The following is a 14,614-nucleotide window of genomic DNA, read 5'->3' as shown; positions in this document are numbered from 1 at the left end:
GGGTCCGGAACGGCTCGCCGGTGGCGGCGGTGGGCTGGGCCGCGGCGGGCGCCTGCGGGTCGGGCTCCCCGGTGGGAGGCGTTTCGGAAACCGACCGGCCGGTCTGCCGCGGGACAGGGGCCCCGGGGTCCTCGGCGCCCTCCGAACCCTCTCCGGTCCCCGTCTCCGGGGGCGGGGAGGACGCCCCGGAGGCGTCGGCCGCTCCCTCCGGCGGGGGTCCTTGCGGCGGCAGCCCGCCACCCCCGTCCGGCCCTCCGTCCGGCCCGTCACCGTCCGGCCCGTCGCCGTCCGGCGGCGCGGGCTCCTCGTCCGTGCGGGGGCTGTTCTCCTCCAGCGTCCGGTCCAGCTTGTCCTCGTCCAGGCCCGGGGCGTCGAACGGCGCCCTCCGGCGGCGGTGCGGCAACGCCAGCAGGGCCGCCTGCCGTACGTCCGCCTGCTCCACCTCGGTGCGCCCCGCCCACGCGGCCAGCGCCGTCGCCGTACGGGCCATCACCAGGTCGGCACGCATGCCGTCCACCTCGAACGCCGCGCAGGTCGCCGTGATCTGACGCAGCGCCCCGTCACCGAGCCGTACCCGGGGCAGCAGGGCGCGCGCCGCGGCGATGCGCTCGCGCAGCCGCTCCTCGTCGCCGGCCCAGCGCGCCGCGAAGCCCTCCGGGTCGTCGTCGTAGGCCAGCCGCCGCCGTACGACCTCCACCCGCTCGTCCGGCTCGCGGGACGCGGCGACCTCGACGGTCAGCCCGAACCGGTCGAGCAACTGCGGGCGCAGCTCGCCCTCTTCGGGGTTCATGGTGCCCACCAGCAGGAAGCGCGAGGCGTGCCGTACGGAGACGCCCTCGCGCTCGACGTAGGAGGCGCCCATGGCGGCGGCGTCCAGCAGCAGGTCGACGAGGTGGTCGTGGAGGAGATTGACCTCGTCCACGTACAGGATGCCGCGGTGTGCGTCCGCCAGCAGGCCAGGCTCGAAAGCCTTCACGCCCTCCGACAGCGCCCGCTCGATGTCCAGCGCGCCCACCAGCCGGTCCTCCGAGGCGCCGACGGGCAGCTCCACCATGCGCGCCGGGCGCGATTCGCCCGTGCCCGCCTCCTCGTGCGGGCCGTCGGGGCAGCCGGGGTCGGGCGCCGCGGGGTCGCAGGCGAAGCGGCAGCCCGCCACCACCCGCAGCGGTGGCATCAGCGAGGCCAGCGCCCGCACGGCCGTCGACTTCGCGGTGCCCTTCTCGCCGCGCACCAGGACGCCGCCGATCCGCGGCGAGACCGCGTTGAGCAGCAGCCCCAGCTGGAGGTCCCGCATTCCCACGATGGCGGTGAACGGATAGGGGGTGCTCACTCGACTGTCCTTTCCTCGGAGTGCTGCGCTGCGTACCTGTCCTGTGCGCCCCGCCCCCGCGGGGCCGGCGCTCTCACGGCGCCCCCGGCGGCACGAACGGCAGCCCCTCGGGGACACCCTTCTCGATGAGGCGCAGGAGTGCCCCTGTGTCGGCGTGCTCCTCGATCAGGTCGCCGAGCCGGTCGAGCTGCTGCTCGCGCAGGGCCGCGAACCGGGTGTCCGGCGCGGGTTCGAAGGCGCGTCCCGCGTCGGCCGCGACCCGCCGCAGGAACGCCCGGCGGAAGCCGTCCGACTCCAGCGAGCCGTGCCAGTGGGTGCCCCACACGGTGCCCACCCGGCAGCCGTCCAGAGGTTCACCGCCGTCGCCGTGCAGAAAGCCGTCACCGCCGAGGACCTCCGCCACCCCGTGGTGGATCTCGTAGCCCTCCACGGCCTCGCCCAGGGCCCGGCCGTGCGGGCGGGCGAGCGTCTTGCCGGGGGCGAACCGCACCCGGACGGGCAGCAGTCCGAGCCCGTCCACGAGCCCCGCTCGGGACTCGACGTCGTCCTCGATGCGCTCGCCCAGGAGCTGGTAGCCGCCGCAGATGCCCAGTACCGGCCGTCCCTCGGCGGCGCGCCGCGCCAGGGCCCCGGCCAGTCCTCGCGCGCGCAGCCACTCCAGCGCCCGGACCGTCCCCCGGGTGCCGGGCACCACCACCAGGTCGGCGTCCGCCAGTTCCTCCGCGCTGTCGCAGAAGCGCACCACCACGCCGGGCTCGGCCGCCAGCGCGTCCACGTCGGTGAAGTTCGACATCAGCGGCACCCGCAGCACAGAGACCCGCAGTACGTCGGCGCCGTGCGGGGGAGCGACGGCCGACTCGCCCACCGTGCCCCGCAGGGAGACTCTCAGCCCGTCCTCCTCGTCGATGCCCAGGCCGTGCTGGAACGGCAGCACGCCCAGCGTGGGCCGGCCCGTCATCCCGCGCAGCATCTCCAGGCCGGGTTCCAGCAGGGAGACGTCACCGCGGAACTTGTTGACCAGGTAGCCCGCCAGCAGGGCCTGGTCCTCGGGCGCCAGCAGGGCCGTGGTGCCGAACAGCGAGGCGAACACGCCGCCCCGGTCGATGTCGCCGACGACCACCACCGGCAGCCGGCAGGCCCGTGCCAGGCCCATGTTGACGATGTCGCTGCGGCGCAGGTTGATCTCCGCCGGGCTGCCCGCGCCCTCGCAGATCACCGCGTCGTGCGTGCGCCGCAGCTCCTCCAGGCAGCCCACGACGGTCTCCAGCAGGTCCTCGCGCCGCCCCTGCCGCGGCCGCCCGTCGGTGTGGCGTCCGAAGTAGCCCCGCGCGGACATCTCTCCCACGGCCTTGCCCAGCAGCACGACCTGGCTGGTGCGGTCGCTTCCCGGCTTGAGCAGCACCGGGTTCATCAGCGCGCTGGGCTCCACCCGCGCGGCGGCCGCCTGCATGGCCTGGGCGCGGCCGATCTCGGCGCCGTCCAGGGTCACGTACGAGTTGAGCGACATGTTCTGCGCCTTGAACGGCGCCACCCGCACGCCTTTGCGGGCCAGCCAGCGGCAGATGCCCGCCGTCACCACGCTCTTGCCCGCGTCCGAGGTCGTCCCCGCGACCAGCAGCCCGCCGCCCGTACGCCCGCTCACCGCGGACCCCCCTTCGACCACGCGGACCTCTTCCCGCCGCGTCCAGCCCCAAGGTGCCGCGCGTGCCGCACCGCCGCACCCGCCGTACAGCTCGTCACCAGCGCCAGCAGCCCCACCCGGCGCGACAGCCGCACCGCGCGCGCGATGTCCGCGACGCGCACCTCCCGGCCGGGCGCGTTGAGGACGGGACGGTGCTCGACGCGCCCGCCGTAGGAGAGCGTGCCGCCCAGCCGCACGCCGAGCGCACCCGCGAATGACGCCTCCACCGGGCCGGCGTTGGGGCTCGGGTGCCGGCCGGCGTCGGCGCGCCAGGCCCGGACGGCGCCGCGCGGGTCGGGGCCGGTGAGGGCGGCCAGCACGGCGGTCAGCCGCGCTCCCGGCCAGCCCGCCACATCGTCTAGCCGCGCCGCCGCCCAGCCGAACCTGCGGTGCCGCGCCGAGCGGTGACCGACCATCGCGTCCAGCGTGTTGACGGCACGGAAGCCCAGCAGCCCCGGCACGCCCGCCAGCGCGCCCCACACCAGCGCGCCCACGACGGCGTCCGAGGTGTTCTCCGCGACCGACTCGACCACCGCGCGCGCGACGGCCGGGGCGTCCAGGTGCCGCGGGTCGCGCCCGCACAGCGCGGGCAGCCGCTCGCGCGCCAGTTCCAGATCTCCGGCCTCCAGCGCGGCGCCCACGGCCCGCGCCTCCCGGACCAGCGACGTGCCGCCGAGCACCGCCCACGCGGCGGCGGCGGTCACCGCGGCCCCGGCCACCGGGGAACGCCCCCTGTCCGGCAGCGGGTCGCCCACCGCGCGACCGGCGGCGAGGGCAGCGCCCACGCACACCGCGGTGTACAGCGCCCCAGCCCCCCGGTGGTCGCGCCACATGCGGCGCTCCAGCGCCGCCGCGGCCCGCCCGAAGGCGGCGACCGGATGGCCGCGCCGCGGATCACCCAGCAGCGCGTCGGCGGCGAACCCCGCGACGATGCCGCTCACCCGGGCGTCGCAGGCCCGCATCACGCGGCGGGTCCGGTACCGGTGACCGGAACGAAGACAGGCAGGGCCTCGGATATGGCAGCGCAGCCACGCATGATGGTGTCCTCACTCAGGGTCCTCGCCCTGGCTCGACTCGACCGGCGGCGAGAGTCTCCTGGCTCCCGGATCCACGCCGTCCCCGCCTTCCAGCCCGTGCTGGGCCGTGGCTCTCGGTGGGACGACGCTCCCCGGTGACAGTGGCGGGACCGCGCCGGATTCGCACCGGCTTCCTCTCCGTGCCGCCGCCTGGCACCGGAAGTCCACCACGCCCGTCCGACCCCGTCAACTCGCCCTTGACCTGCGACGGGGAGTGTGAGCAGACACACCGCGAGGGGGTACGGGACGCTCCCGTACCCCCTCGCGGCCCGGTCCGCCGGCCGCCCGGCGCCGTGCCGCTGCCGCACGGCCTCTCGGCGCTATGCCGCGATCAGATAGATCCCGTACGCCACCGCGGCCAGACACAGCGCGTAGCAGGCGTACGCGCCGATGCGGGCCGGCGCGGACGGCGCCGTGCCCGCCGTGCGCGGCGAGCCCGCGACGATCCCGAGGGTGAAGATGCCGACGAGTCCCACGGTCGCCAGCAGGCTGACACCGAAGACCTGGCCGAGCGCGGCCCAGTCGATGCTCATACGGTCGTCCCTTTCCGGCTCAGGGCCTCAGGAGAGGCTGCCCGCGGAGGCGGGGCGGCTCGTGGTGTGCGGGGTGCTCCCAGGTGCCGTCGCCTCCGCGGCGGCGGCCACACCCGCGGGCGGCGGGGGCGGCGAGACGGCCCGGATGGCGGTGGTGACCACCCCGGCGGGCTCGGGCTCCGGCGCGGGCCCCGGAACGGGTGCCTCGGCGGGCTCGACGTCGTTGACGTTGGTGTGGTCGACCGGCTCGCGCCGCGAGCGGAGCCAGATGGCCGCGCAGACCGCGGCGGTGAGGACGGCGACCGCCGTCACGCCCCAGTCGCCCTGTTCGGCCAGCAGCGCCGCGCCCGCCGCCACCGCGCCCGCGGCGGGGAGGGTGAGCGCCCAGCCGACGACCATCCGGCCCGCCGTGGACCACCGCACCACGCTGCCCTTGCGGCCGAGGCCGGAGCCCATCACGGCGCCGGAGCACACGTGCGTGGTGGAGAGGGAGAACCCGATGTGCGAGGAGGCCAGGATGGTGGCCGCCGCGCTGGTCTGGGCCGCGAAGCCCTGCGGGGGCCGGATGTCGGTGATGCCCTTGCCCATGGTGCGGATGATGCGCCAGCCGCCCAGGTAGGTGCCCAGCGCGATGGCCAGGCCCGCGGCGCCGATGACCCACACCGGCGGGTCGGAGCCGGGCGCCAGGGCGCCACCGGTGACCAGGGCGAGCGTGATGACGCCCATGGTCTTCTGCGCGTCGTTGGTGCCGTGCGCCAGCGAGACCAGCGCGGCGGAGGTGATCTGCCCCGCGCGGTAGCCCTTGGCGGTCCGTCCCTCGTCGGCGTTCCGCGCGAGGCGGTAGGTCAGCCGGGTGGCGCACAGCGAGGCGATGCCCGCGACCAGCGGCGCCGCCAGAGCGGGGATGAGCACCTTCATGACGACGACGTCGCCGTTGACCGCGCCCGTGCCGACCGCGGCGATCGTGGCGCCGATCAGCCCGCCCATCAGCGCGTGCGAGGAGCTGGAGGGGAGCCCGGCGAGCCAGGTCAGCAGGTTCCAGATGATCGCGCCCACCAGCCCGGCGAAGATCACTTCAGGGTGAACACCGGAACCTTCGTCGATGATTCCCGAGGAGATGGTCTTGGCCACCTCGACGGACAGGAACGCGCCGAGGAGGTTGAGGGCCGCGGACATGGCCACCGCCGTGCGAGGAGCCAGTGCCCCCGTGGAGATGGTGGTGGCCATGGCGTTGGCCGTGTCGTGGAAGCCGTTCGTGAAGTCGAACACCAAGGCCGTGACGATCACGATCCCGATGAGAAGCGTGATGTGTTCCATTCACCAGGCACAATCAGTTCGAGGGGCAGTGACGCCGTGAACGTAAGGACGGCGAGTGAACAGAAGGTGAACCGGGGCGGGCTGCCAGGTGTCACCCCCTGACGACTGTTGTGTGGTCCGGATCACAATGTGATCGGATAGGGTGCCACGGGGCGACATCGCAGGTCGGTGCGGACGCCGCCGGCCCCGCCGGGAGCGCGCCCGTGTCCGCCGGGTTACCCCGCCCGGCCGTCACTCTCCCGCCGCAGCCCACTGGTTTCGAACGGGCCCTCGCGTCAACACTGGAGGGGATGCGTCTGCGAACCGCGGCACTCGCCGCCACCTCGGTGCTCGGTACCGGCGCGGCCACCCTGGCGGCCGGACGGTACGCCGCCGGCGCGGTCCTGCGTCCCGTACGCCCCCGCACGGACGGCGGCAGCAGGCCCACCGCCGGGTTCGAGGGCACCAGGCTGACCGTCCAGTCGCACGACGACGGCCGTGTCGCCGTCACCCGCTCCCTGGCCGCCCGCCTCCCCGGACTCTACGGGCTGACCGGGCGCGGCACCCACGCGGTCGTCGGTCCCGTCATGGAGGACGAGACGGGCGCCCGGTCCCGCCCGCACACGGTGGTGCGGGAGCTGCGGCGCGTCACCCGCGGCCGGCTGAGCACCGGCGCCACCGTCCGCCTCACCCCCCAGGTGCACGTCGGCGACCCCGGCGAGGCGCTCGGCCTGGAGTACACCGACGTGGAGATCCCCGGCGAGCTGGGCCCGCTGCCCGCCTGGTTCGTGCCCGGCGACCGCTCCGCCTGGGTCATCACCGTGCACGGCCTCGGCGCCACCCGCGAGCACCCCATGACGCTGCTGCCCTTCTACGTGAGCCGGCGCATGCCGGTGCTCGACATCAGCTACCGCGGCGACCCGGGGGCGCCCCCGCCCCCGACGGCATCGGCCACCTGGGCAACTCCGAGTGGCGCGACCTGGACGCCGCCATCCGCTACGCCGTGCAGCACGGCGCCCGGCGGATCGTGCTGCACGGCTGGTCCAGCGGCGCCACGATGGCCCTGCACGCCGCCGCGAACTCGCCGCTGCGCGACCACGTCGTGGGCCTCGTCCTGGACTCGCCCGTCCTCGACTGGCAGCGCACCGTGCGGGCGCTCGCGGCCTGCCGCGGCACCCCCAGGGTGCTGCTGCCGCTGGTGGTCCGCGCCGTCCAGGGCCGGGCCGGACTGCCCGAGGGGCCGCACGCTCCCGTGGTGGACCCCGCGAAACTGGCGGTGCCCACGCTCCTGGTGCACGGCCCCGACGACACCGTCGCGCCCTGGGAGAGTTCCCGCGCGCTGGCGGCCGAGCGGGGCGCGTTCGTCGCCCTCCACCCGGTGCCGAACGCCCCGCACGCGGCGATGTGGAACGCCGACCCGCACGCGTACGAGGAGAAGCTGCGCCGCTTCCTCACCCCCTTCATGTGATCCCTCTTCGGGCGGTCCCTCTTCGGGCGCCCCCTCCGCCCCTCTCCGGGTGCCTCCTCCGCGTGACCGTGCCCCGCAGCCCGGCTCCGCCACGACTCCGCGCCCCCTCCCCGGCACAGACCCTCTCCCCGCACAGCCCCCCCGCACAGGCGGGTCGCCGCCGGGGGCCGGGGCCAAGGTGAGGCGCCGTCACGCTGAGGGCCCCTCAGAAGGCGCCGGGGCGCCCGTCGAAGGAGCCCGGCGACCGGATATGGCACCCCAGGTTTGGGTTTCGCCCCGACAGCGTGAAGACTGCTCCTGTGACGACGTCCCGTACCCCGCGAGACAACCGGCTCCGCCTCGTCCCCCGACAGCCCGTCGCCGCCGCCCGGCACACGGTGACGACAAGGCGCGCCGTCCGCACGCCCCGGCCCCCGGACGGCATGCCGCCCCGCGAACAGCTCGCCCGGCACGCCCGGGCCTGCCTCGCGGACGCCGTCCGCCTCGCCCGCTGGGCGGCGGCCACCGGCCGCTCCCCGCTCCAGGACGAGGAGACCCGCGAGGGTGCGGCCGAGGCGCTCCGGATGACCGTCCCGCAGCTGAGGGGCCACTGGGACCGGGCCAAGCTCGCCGGGCTCATCGAGCTGCACGGGGAGACCGCGCGGGCCGGCTGGCGGCTGCGTGCCTGGGACCGCGACGACGGTGCCGTCCTGCGCGGCTGGGTCGCCCTCTTCGACGCCTGGTCGCTGGCCCACCCCGCGCCGTTGCCGCACGAGCAGAGCCTGGTCGCGGAGGTCGTCGAGGCGGCGCCCCAGTTTCTGTCCGTCATGCACCTGTCGGGCGGGCCCGTCACCTTCGCGATGCTGCACGACCTGCTGGCGCAGCGCATCGACGAACTGCGCGCCGAACGCGACACCGGCCGGCACGCCGCCGGGCGCGCCGCGGCCGGCGTCTCCCTGCCGGGGCTGCTCGACTGGGCGCTGGACGGGCTCTCCGCCGTCGGCGCGCTCACCCGCTGCCCCGACGAGGAGGCCGCCGAGCAGACCGGTGTCCGCCACGGCTCCGCCGTCCTCACCCCGCTGGGCAACTGGGCGGTGTGGACCAAGCTGGAGCAGATCTGCGTGGCCGCCCAGAGCCCGGCCGGCAACATCGAGCAGTCCGCCGAGGAGATGCTGCGCGGCTGCGCCCGGCTGACCCCCGGCCCGGCCCGCGACGAGTACCGCGCCTGGCTGGCCGCGCGCCCCACCGGCCCGGCCGTCACCGAACTGCTGGAAGCCGCGCGCGGGGACGACGCGCTGATCCGCGGTCTGGCCTTCGAGGCGCTGCGAGTGGTGGGCGCGCCCGCCGAGGAGGCCGTGCAGGAGGCCGCCGAGGAGCCGACACTGCGGCCCTACGCGCTGCTGTGGCTGGCCGAGCAGGCGGGCACGGACCCGGAGGACCTGGCGGGCGGTGCGCCCGGTGTGCTCACCCGCGAGGAGGCGACCTGGCTGTGGGTGGACACCGCGGCGGCCGTCACCGACCACGGTGAGGCCCAGCTGCTGGTCGACCACCTCGGTACCGCGGTGCAGGGCTCGGTGCCCAAGCTGCTGGAAGAGGTGACCGCCACCGGCCATCCCCGTACGGTGCAGGTCCTCGTCGCCCTCGCGGCGGCGCACCCGGACCCGGCGCTGGCCAAGGCCGTGCGCCGGGCCGCCTTCCACGTGCACACCGGCGGGGAGTGACGCCCGTCGAGCGCCCGCTCGCGGGGCGGAAAACCGTTTGCACCGCGCCGGTAGACTGGTCGCATGCCTCATCTCCTCGTGCATTAGGCGTGCGTACGCCGCTGAAGCTTCCGCACCTGAGCCGTACGCACGTCCACAGTCCTGCCTTGGAGTACCCCAGTGATCACCGCAACCGGTCTTGAGCTGCGCGCCGGAGCCCGTGTCCTCATCGAGTCGGCCACCTTCCGTGTCACCAAGGGCGACCGCATCGGCCTCGTCGGCCGCAACGGCGCGGGCAAGACCACCCTCACCAAGTGCCTGGCGGGCGAGGGGGCGCCCGCCGCCGGCAGCATCACCCGCAGCGGTGAGGTGGGGTATCTCCCGCAGGACCCGCGCACCGGTGATCTCGACGTGCTCGCCCGCGACCGCATCCTGTCCGCGCGCGGCCTCGATCAGGTGATGCGCAAGATGCAGGAGAACGAGCAGCGCATCGCCACCGGCCAGGGGGCCACCCGTGAGAAGGCGCTGAAGAAGTACGAGCGCCTGGAGACGGAGTTCCTCACCAAGGGCGGCTACGCGGCCGAGGCGGAGGCCGCCACCATCGCGGCCAGCCTGGGCCTGCCCGACCGGGTGCTCGGCCAGCCGCTGCACACCCTCTCCGGCGGCCAGCGCCGCCGTGTGGAGCTGGCCCGCATCCTCTTCTCCGACGCCGACGTCCTGCTGCTGGACGAGCCGACCAACCACCTGGACGCGGACTCCATCGTCTGGCTGCGCGACTTCCTCAAGACCTACCGCGGCGGCCTCATCGTCATCTCCCACGACGTGGACCTCATGGAGACGGTGGTCAACAAGGTGTTCTACCTGGACGCCAACCGCTCGGCCATCGACATCTACAACATGAGCTGGAAGCAGTACCTCACCCAGCGCGAGGACGACGAGAAGCGGCGCCGGCGGGAGCGGGCCAACGCCGAGAAGAAGGCCGCGGCCCTCAACTCGCAGGCCGACAAGATGCGCGCCAAGGCCACCAAGGCCGTCGCCGCCAAGAACATGGCCCGCCGGGCCGAGAAGCTGCTGTCCGGGCTGGAGGGCGAGCGGCAGGCCGACAAGGTCGCCAAGCTGCGCTTCCCCGACCCGGCGCCGTGCGGCCGCACCCCGCTGATGGCCGAGGACCTGTCGAAGTCCTACGGCTCGCTGGAGATCTTCACCGGCGTCGACCTGGCCATCGACAAGGGCTCCCGCGTCGTCATCCTCGGCCTCAACGGTGCGGGCAAGACGACGCTGCTGCGTTTGCTGGCGGGTATCGAGGAGCCCGACACCGGCAAGGTCGTCCCCGGTCACGGGCTCAAGCTCGGCTACTACGCGCAGGAGCACGAGACGCTGGACGGGGACCGTACGGTCCTGGAGAACATGCGCTCGGCCGCGCCCGACATGGACCTGGTCGACATCCGCAAGACGCTGGGCTCCTTCCTCTTCTCCGGCGACGACGTCGACAAGCCCGCCCGGGTGCTCTCCGGCGGTGAGAAGACCCGGTTGGCCCTGGCCACCCTGGTCGTCTCCTCCGCCAATGTGCTGCTGCTGGACGAGCCCACCAACAACCTCGACCCGGCCAGCCGCGAGGAGATCCTCGGCGCCCTGCGCACCTTCACCGGGGCCGTCGTGCTGGTGACGCACGACGAGGGCGCGGTCGCGGCGCTGCAGCCGGAGCGCATCATCATGCTCCCGGACGGCGTCGAGGACCTGTGGAACGAGGAGTACGCGGACCTCGTCGCCCTTGCTTGATCCACCCCTTATGGATCATTCGGCCCATGGTTGATCCTTCATCTGAGTGAGGAAGGCTCGTACCCCGGCGCGGTCGCACGCCGGGGGAGCGTGGCCGTGGCAGGGGGCGGCGCCCCATCCGAGCCCGTCCGCCGGCGGCCCATGTGACCTGCCGGTTTCCCTGTCCGGCGGGACGCTGGGCCGCCGTGCACGTGCATCTGCATGAGGACGGAATCTTCTCCTCCAGGACGCTCCCGCCCCGCGCGGGGCCGCGAGCCGTCCGCGAAGACCTTGCCGAATGGGTGGCCAGATGGGGGAGGAGGGGTGATCATGAGAGTCACAGAGCGCACTTCCCACGAGGAGGCACGGGTGGCCGAGACTCTGAAGAAGGGCAGCCGGGTGACCGGCGCCGCGCGCGAAAAGCTCGCGGCAGACCTCAAGAGAAAGTACGACGCCGGAGCCAGCATCCGGGCGTTGGCCGAAGAGACGGGCCGTTCCTACGGGTTTGTGCACCGGATGCTCAGCGAGTCCGGCGTGACCCTGCGTGGTCGCGGCGGTGCGACACGGGGCAAGAAGGCCCCGTCCTCCTGAGCGGCCGTCGCGCGTCGGCCAGGCTTTCGGGCGTCTCCTCCGGTGGTTACTCTTCGGTTAACCAAACTGCGGAGTAACCCACCGGAGGACCTCGATGACCCTGCTCGACAAGGACGGTGTGCACGTCACCGCCGACGGCGAGGTGGCCACGGTCACCCTCACCAACGCGGCCAAGCGCAACGCGCAGACGCCCGCCATGTGGCGGGCACTGGCCGAGGCGGGCCGTGTGCTCCCCGGTGCGATACGGGTCGTCGTCCTGCGCGGAGAGGGCACGTCGTTCTCCGCCGGGCTGGACCGGCGCGCCTTCGAACCCGAGGGCATCGAGGGCGAGCTGTCGTTCCTGGAGCTGGCGCGCGGCAGTGACGAGGACCTGGACGCCGCCATCGCGGAGTTCCAGCAGGCGTTCACCTGGTGGCGCCGCCCCGACCTCGTCAGCATCGCCGCGGTCCAGGGGCACGCCATCGGTGCGGGCTTCCAGCTCGCGCTCGCCTGCGATCTGCGGGTCTGCGCCGACGACGCCCGGTTCGCCATGCGCGAGACCAGCCTCGGACTGGTGCCCGACCTGGCCGGCACCCACCCCCTGGTGGGGCTCGTCGGCCCCGCGCGCGCCCTGGAGATCTGCGCCACCGGCCGCTCCGTGCACGCCGACGAGGCCGAGCGCATCGGGCTGGCCAACCTGGTGGTCACACCCGACCAGCTCGACGGTGCCGTCGCCGACCTCACCGCCGCGCTGCTGGCCGCGCCCCGGAACGCCGTGGTCGAGACCAAGGCCCTCCTCGCCGGTGCCACCGCGCGCTCCTACGACGAGCAGCGCGCCGCCGAGCGCGCCGCCCAGACGCGCCGTCTGCGCGACCTCGCGGGCCTGGGGGACTGAGACCCCGTCCGGCCTGGACCCGTCCGGCCTGGAGGAGCGACACCCCGGCCGTGCTCCCCCGGTGCCACGGCGCGGGACCACGACGGCGAGGACCAGCGCAACCGACGGCGAGGACCAGCGCAACGGCGAGAACGAGCACGACGGCGAGGACGACCGCGTGCCCGCGACGGTGCGGTGGACGCGACGGCGCGGTGGACGCGACGGCGCGGTGGACGCGACGTGGAGGCGGTGCGGGGGAGCCGGTGGCCGTCGTGGTCACGCGAGCCGGCGGCGCCCGGCGGCCTCCGGGTCGATGGCCGTGACCAGCACCGCGACGGTCACCCCGGTCCCGTCGTCGGCGCCCTCCTCCCCAAGGGCGCCTCGCGCCGCCTCCCGGGCCTCGCGTGCGACCTCGACAGCGCGCCGGCCGGGGGAGAGGGCGAGTTCCAGCAGGACATGACGCGTGCCGCCCTGCCCGGTGATCTGGACGGCGGAAGCGGCCGGCCCGGCCGCGACGTGGGAGAGGGCGGGCCCCACCACGGGGGCGAGCCGGGCCACGCCGTCCACGGCCAGCACGGCGCGGGCCACCCGCCCGGCGGCTCCCTCGCCGGGGGTTCCCGAGGAGGCGTCGGGTCCGTCCGCCGCCTGCCCGGTGTCGTCCGGTGAGTCCTCCACGGGTGCGTCCAGCAGCCGGGTGACCCGCAGATCGGCTCTCTCCAGCGGAAGCCCCAGCGCGAGGTCGGCGGTGGACAGCAGGGCGTCCCGTACCGCGTCCGCGGCGGCGGGCACCGGGCGGTCGGCGAAGACTTCCAGACCGGCGTCGAGTGCGAGGGGGCCGGGTGGCAGGGCGCCGGGCGGGGGCGGGACGGCCGGGTGGTCCGCCGTCGCGGGGTCGGCGGGTGCGATGCGTACCCCGTGCAGCCGGACGCCGGGTACCGCGCGGCGCAGCACGCCGACCGCCGCCTCCTCCGCCACCCAGGAGCCGTCCCGCGCCCGGCCGAGCGGCAGGAGCCGTCCCAGGCCGAGCTGTCGCCGTACCGCTCGGGTCAGCTTGTCCGCCGGCATGGCCCTCACATCCTCTCTCCCCGCTGTGCCCCGCTGGGCCCGCTGCTTCTGCCCTCCCGCGGCCTTCCGCCTCCACAGCCTTCCGCCCCGGAGCCCGCCGCGCGGCGTACGGGGGGCGGAGTCACCCGGTCGGACCGGTGCGCCCGGTGTGCGCGCGCGAGGGTGCCCGTACGTGCTTACGGTGAAATGCGGAGCAGTCCATTCCGCTCCGTACCTCCGAAAGGGGCGCAGGAGATGTCCGAGACCAGTACGTCCAACCGCTCCGAGACCCGCGGCACCAGCCCGACGGCGAGTGAGCAGAGCGGGGGCCGGGAGCCGACGCGGCGCGGCGGAGGCGGCCCGGCCGCGACCCGGGGGCGCACCACCATCGCCGACGGCGTGGTCGAGAAGATCGCCGGGATGGCGGCGCGCGACGTGGTCGGGGTGCACGCCATGGGCGGCGGCATGGCGCGCACCTTCGGCGCCGTCCGGGACCGGGTGCCCGGCGGCGGCAAGTCCGTCACCCGGGGCGTCAAGGCCGAGGTCGGCGAGGTGCAGACGGCGCTGGACCTGGAGATCGTCATCGACTACGGGGTCGCCATCTCGGATGTGGCGCGGTCGGTCCGGGAGAACGTCATCTCCGCCGTCGAGCGGATGACGGGCCTGGAGGTGGTCGAGGTCAACATCGCCGTGAGCGACGTCAAGCTGCCCGACGAGGAGGACGAGGACGAGGAGAGCCAGGAGGGCGGCAGGCCCCGGCTGCAGTAGACCGACCGCACCGGCGAGGGGAGGGCGCGTCGCGCGCTTCGCCGCGTACCGAGCCGAGGAGCGCAACGATGAGCCGCAACGATGAGCCTCAACGATGAGCATGGTCCCTGAGCGAAGGAGTGCACGATGAGCATGGCCCTTGTCGGCCTGATCGCCGGCCTGGCGCTGGGCTTCGCCGGGTATTTCGGCGGCTTCGGCGCCTTCCTGCTGGTGGCCGCCCTGGGGGCCGTCGGCTTCCTGGTGGGCCGCTTCGTGGACGGGGACCTGGACGCGGGGGACTTCTTCCGCGGCCGCGGCGACGAACGCCGCCGGTGAGCCCCATGACAGGCGGGCAGCTTCCCGGGGACGAGCGGGTCCGGGCCGGCGGGCGCGGGGCGACCCGGATCGCCGACCGGGTGGTCGCCAAGGTGGCGGCCCAGGCGGCACGCGAGGCCCTGCGCGGATACCGGCACGGCGGGAGCGGCGCGGGCGGCGCGGACAGCGGGACCGGCCCCGGCCCCGACGCCGCGCGGCAGCGGCCGGCGGCGGGTCCTGGCC

Annotated in this window: 12 protein-coding genes, 2 pseudogenes and 1 riboswitch; of the genes and pseudogenes, 8 read left to right on the top strand and 6 right to left on the bottom strand. The window is 74.8% G+C overall.

What is annotated here, in order from left to right; translation table 11 throughout:
- The 5 genes from FM076_RS06845 to FM076_RS06825 form a co-directional block, all read right to left on the bottom strand.
- Window positions 1-1,330 (bottom strand): ATP-binding protein (locus FM076_RS06845; RefSeq protein WP_345944908.1); only part of this gene is annotated, 1,330 nt, incomplete at its 3' end.
- 73 nt (window positions 1,331-1,403) lie between these two features.
- Window positions 1,404-2,972, bottom strand: a complete 1,569-nt coding sequence (locus tag FM076_RS06840; RefSeq protein WP_173869018.1) for a cobyric acid synthase — start codon at window positions 2,970-2,972, stop codon at window positions 1,404-1,406.
- On the bottom strand, window positions 2,969-3,973 hold the full coding sequence (locus FM076_RS06835) for a cobalamin biosynthesis protein (RefSeq protein WP_173869017.1): 1,005 nt from the start codon (window positions 3,971-3,973) through the stop codon (window positions 2,969-2,971). Before FM076_RS06835 ends, FM076_RS06840 begins: the two co-directional genes overlap by 4 nt.
- A gap of 127 nt (window positions 3,974-4,100) precedes the next feature.
- Window positions 4,101-4,223, bottom strand: a riboswitch (cobalamin riboswitch).
- Window positions 4,224-4,407: 184 nt separating this feature from the next.
- Window positions 4,408-4,620 carry a hypothetical protein gene (locus tag FM076_RS06830; RefSeq protein ID WP_173869016.1) on the bottom strand — a complete coding sequence of 71 codons (213 nt, stop codon included), beginning with the start codon at window positions 4,618-4,620 and terminating at the stop codon, window positions 4,408-4,410.
- Between the two features lie 27 nt (window positions 4,621-4,647).
- Window positions 4,648-5,937, bottom strand: coding sequence for an inorganic phosphate transporter (locus FM076_RS06825; RefSeq protein ID WP_173869015.1), 1,290 nt, complete (start codon window positions 5,935-5,937; stop codon window positions 4,648-4,650).
- Window positions 5,938-6,227: 290 nt separating this feature from the next.
- Between FM076_RS06825 and FM076_RS06820 the strand changes: the two are divergent.
- From FM076_RS06820 to FM076_RS06800, 5 genes and pseudogenes are all read left to right on the top strand, one after another.
- A pseudogene (locus FM076_RS06820) lies at window positions 6,228-7,384 on the top strand (alpha/beta hydrolase family protein).
- Window positions 7,385-7,806: 422 nt separating this feature from the next.
- Window positions 7,807-9,084 carry a hypothetical protein gene (locus FM076_RS06815; RefSeq protein WP_173874551.1) on the top strand — a complete coding sequence of 426 codons (1,278 nt, stop codon included), beginning with the start codon at window positions 7,807-7,809 and terminating at the stop codon, window positions 9,082-9,084.
- A gap of 159 nt (window positions 9,085-9,243) precedes the next feature.
- The gene (locus tag FM076_RS06810) at window positions 9,244-10,842 is read left to right on the top strand and encodes an ATP-binding cassette domain-containing protein (RefSeq protein WP_173869014.1); all 1,599 of its coding nucleotides are present in this window, start codon (window positions 9,244-9,246) and stop codon (window positions 10,840-10,842) included.
- A 348-nt stretch (window positions 10,843-11,190) separates the two neighbouring features.
- Window positions 11,191-11,412, top strand: a complete 222-nt coding sequence (locus tag FM076_RS06805) for a helix-turn-helix domain-containing protein (RefSeq protein ID WP_345944907.1) — start codon at window positions 11,191-11,193, stop codon at window positions 11,410-11,412.
- 94 nt (window positions 11,413-11,506) lie between these two features.
- Window positions 11,507-12,286 (top strand): enoyl-CoA hydratase/isomerase family protein, encoded by a 780-nt coding sequence (locus FM076_RS06800; RefSeq protein WP_173869012.1) that lies wholly within the window; start codon window positions 11,507-11,509, stop codon window positions 12,284-12,286.
- Between the two features lie 255 nt (window positions 12,287-12,541).
- On the opposite strand, the gene FM076_RS06795 is transcribed toward FM076_RS06800, so the two are convergent.
- Window positions 12,542-13,330 carry a nucleopolyhedrovirus P10 family protein gene (locus FM076_RS06795; RefSeq protein WP_173869011.1) on the bottom strand — a complete coding sequence of 263 codons (789 nt, stop codon included), beginning with the start codon at window positions 13,328-13,330 and terminating at the stop codon, window positions 12,542-12,544.
- A 234-nt stretch (window positions 13,331-13,564) separates the two neighbouring features.
- Between FM076_RS06795 and FM076_RS06790 the strand changes: the two genes are divergently transcribed.
- The 3 genes and pseudogenes from FM076_RS06790 to FM076_RS33455 form a co-directional block, all read left to right on the top strand.
- Window positions 13,565-14,077, top strand: a complete 513-nt coding sequence (locus FM076_RS06790) for an Asp23/Gls24 family envelope stress response protein (RefSeq protein WP_173869010.1) — start codon at window positions 13,565-13,567, stop codon at window positions 14,075-14,077.
- Window positions 14,078-14,203: 126 nt separating this feature from the next.
- Window positions 14,204-14,392 (top strand): hypothetical protein, encoded by a 189-nt coding sequence (locus tag FM076_RS06785; protein WP_030408683.1) that lies wholly within the window; start codon window positions 14,204-14,206, stop codon window positions 14,390-14,392.
- A gap of 5 nt (window positions 14,393-14,397) precedes the next feature.
- A pseudogene (locus FM076_RS33455) lies at window positions 14,398-14,614 on the top strand (hypothetical protein); the annotation flags it as partial.

The organism is Streptomyces albus subsp. chlorinus (assembly GCF_013302895.1).
GTDB classification, from domain to species: Bacteria; Actinomycetota; Actinomycetes; order Streptomycetales; family Streptomycetaceae; genus Streptomyces; species Streptomyces chlorinus.
This window is presented reverse-complemented; position numbering and strand designations above follow the sequence as displayed.

Excerpts from the sequence above, each read along its gene's own strand:
- FM076_RS06835 (WP_173869017.1), bottom strand. The coding sequence starts at position 3,973 with ATGCGGGCCTGCGACGCCCGGGTGAGCGGCATCGTCGCGGGGTTCGCC.
- FM076_RS06830 (WP_173869016.1), bottom strand. The coding sequence starts at position 4,620 with ATGAGCATCGACTGGGCCGCGCTCGGCCAGGTCTTCGGTGTCAGCCTG.
- FM076_RS06825 (WP_173869015.1), bottom strand. The coding sequence starts at position 5,937 with ATGGAACACATCACGCTTCTCATCGGGATCGTGATCGTCACGGCCTTG.
- FM076_RS06815 (WP_173874551.1), top strand. The coding sequence starts at position 7,807 with ATGCCGCCCCGCGAACAGCTCGCCCGGCACGCCCGGGCCTGCCTCGCG.
- FM076_RS06800 (WP_173869012.1), top strand. The coding sequence starts at position 11,507 with ATGACCCTGCTCGACAAGGACGGTGTGCACGTCACCGCCGACGGCGAG.
- FM076_RS06795 (WP_173869011.1), bottom strand. The coding sequence starts at position 13,330 with ATGCCGGCGGACAAGCTGACCCGAGCGGTACGGCGACAGCTCGGCCTG.
- FM076_RS06790 (WP_173869010.1), top strand. The coding sequence starts at position 13,565 with ATGTCCGAGACCAGTACGTCCAACCGCTCCGAGACCCGCGGCACCAGC.
- FM076_RS06785 (WP_030408683.1), top strand. The coding sequence starts at position 14,204 with ATGAGCATGGCCCTTGTCGGCCTGATCGCCGGCCTGGCGCTGGGCTTC.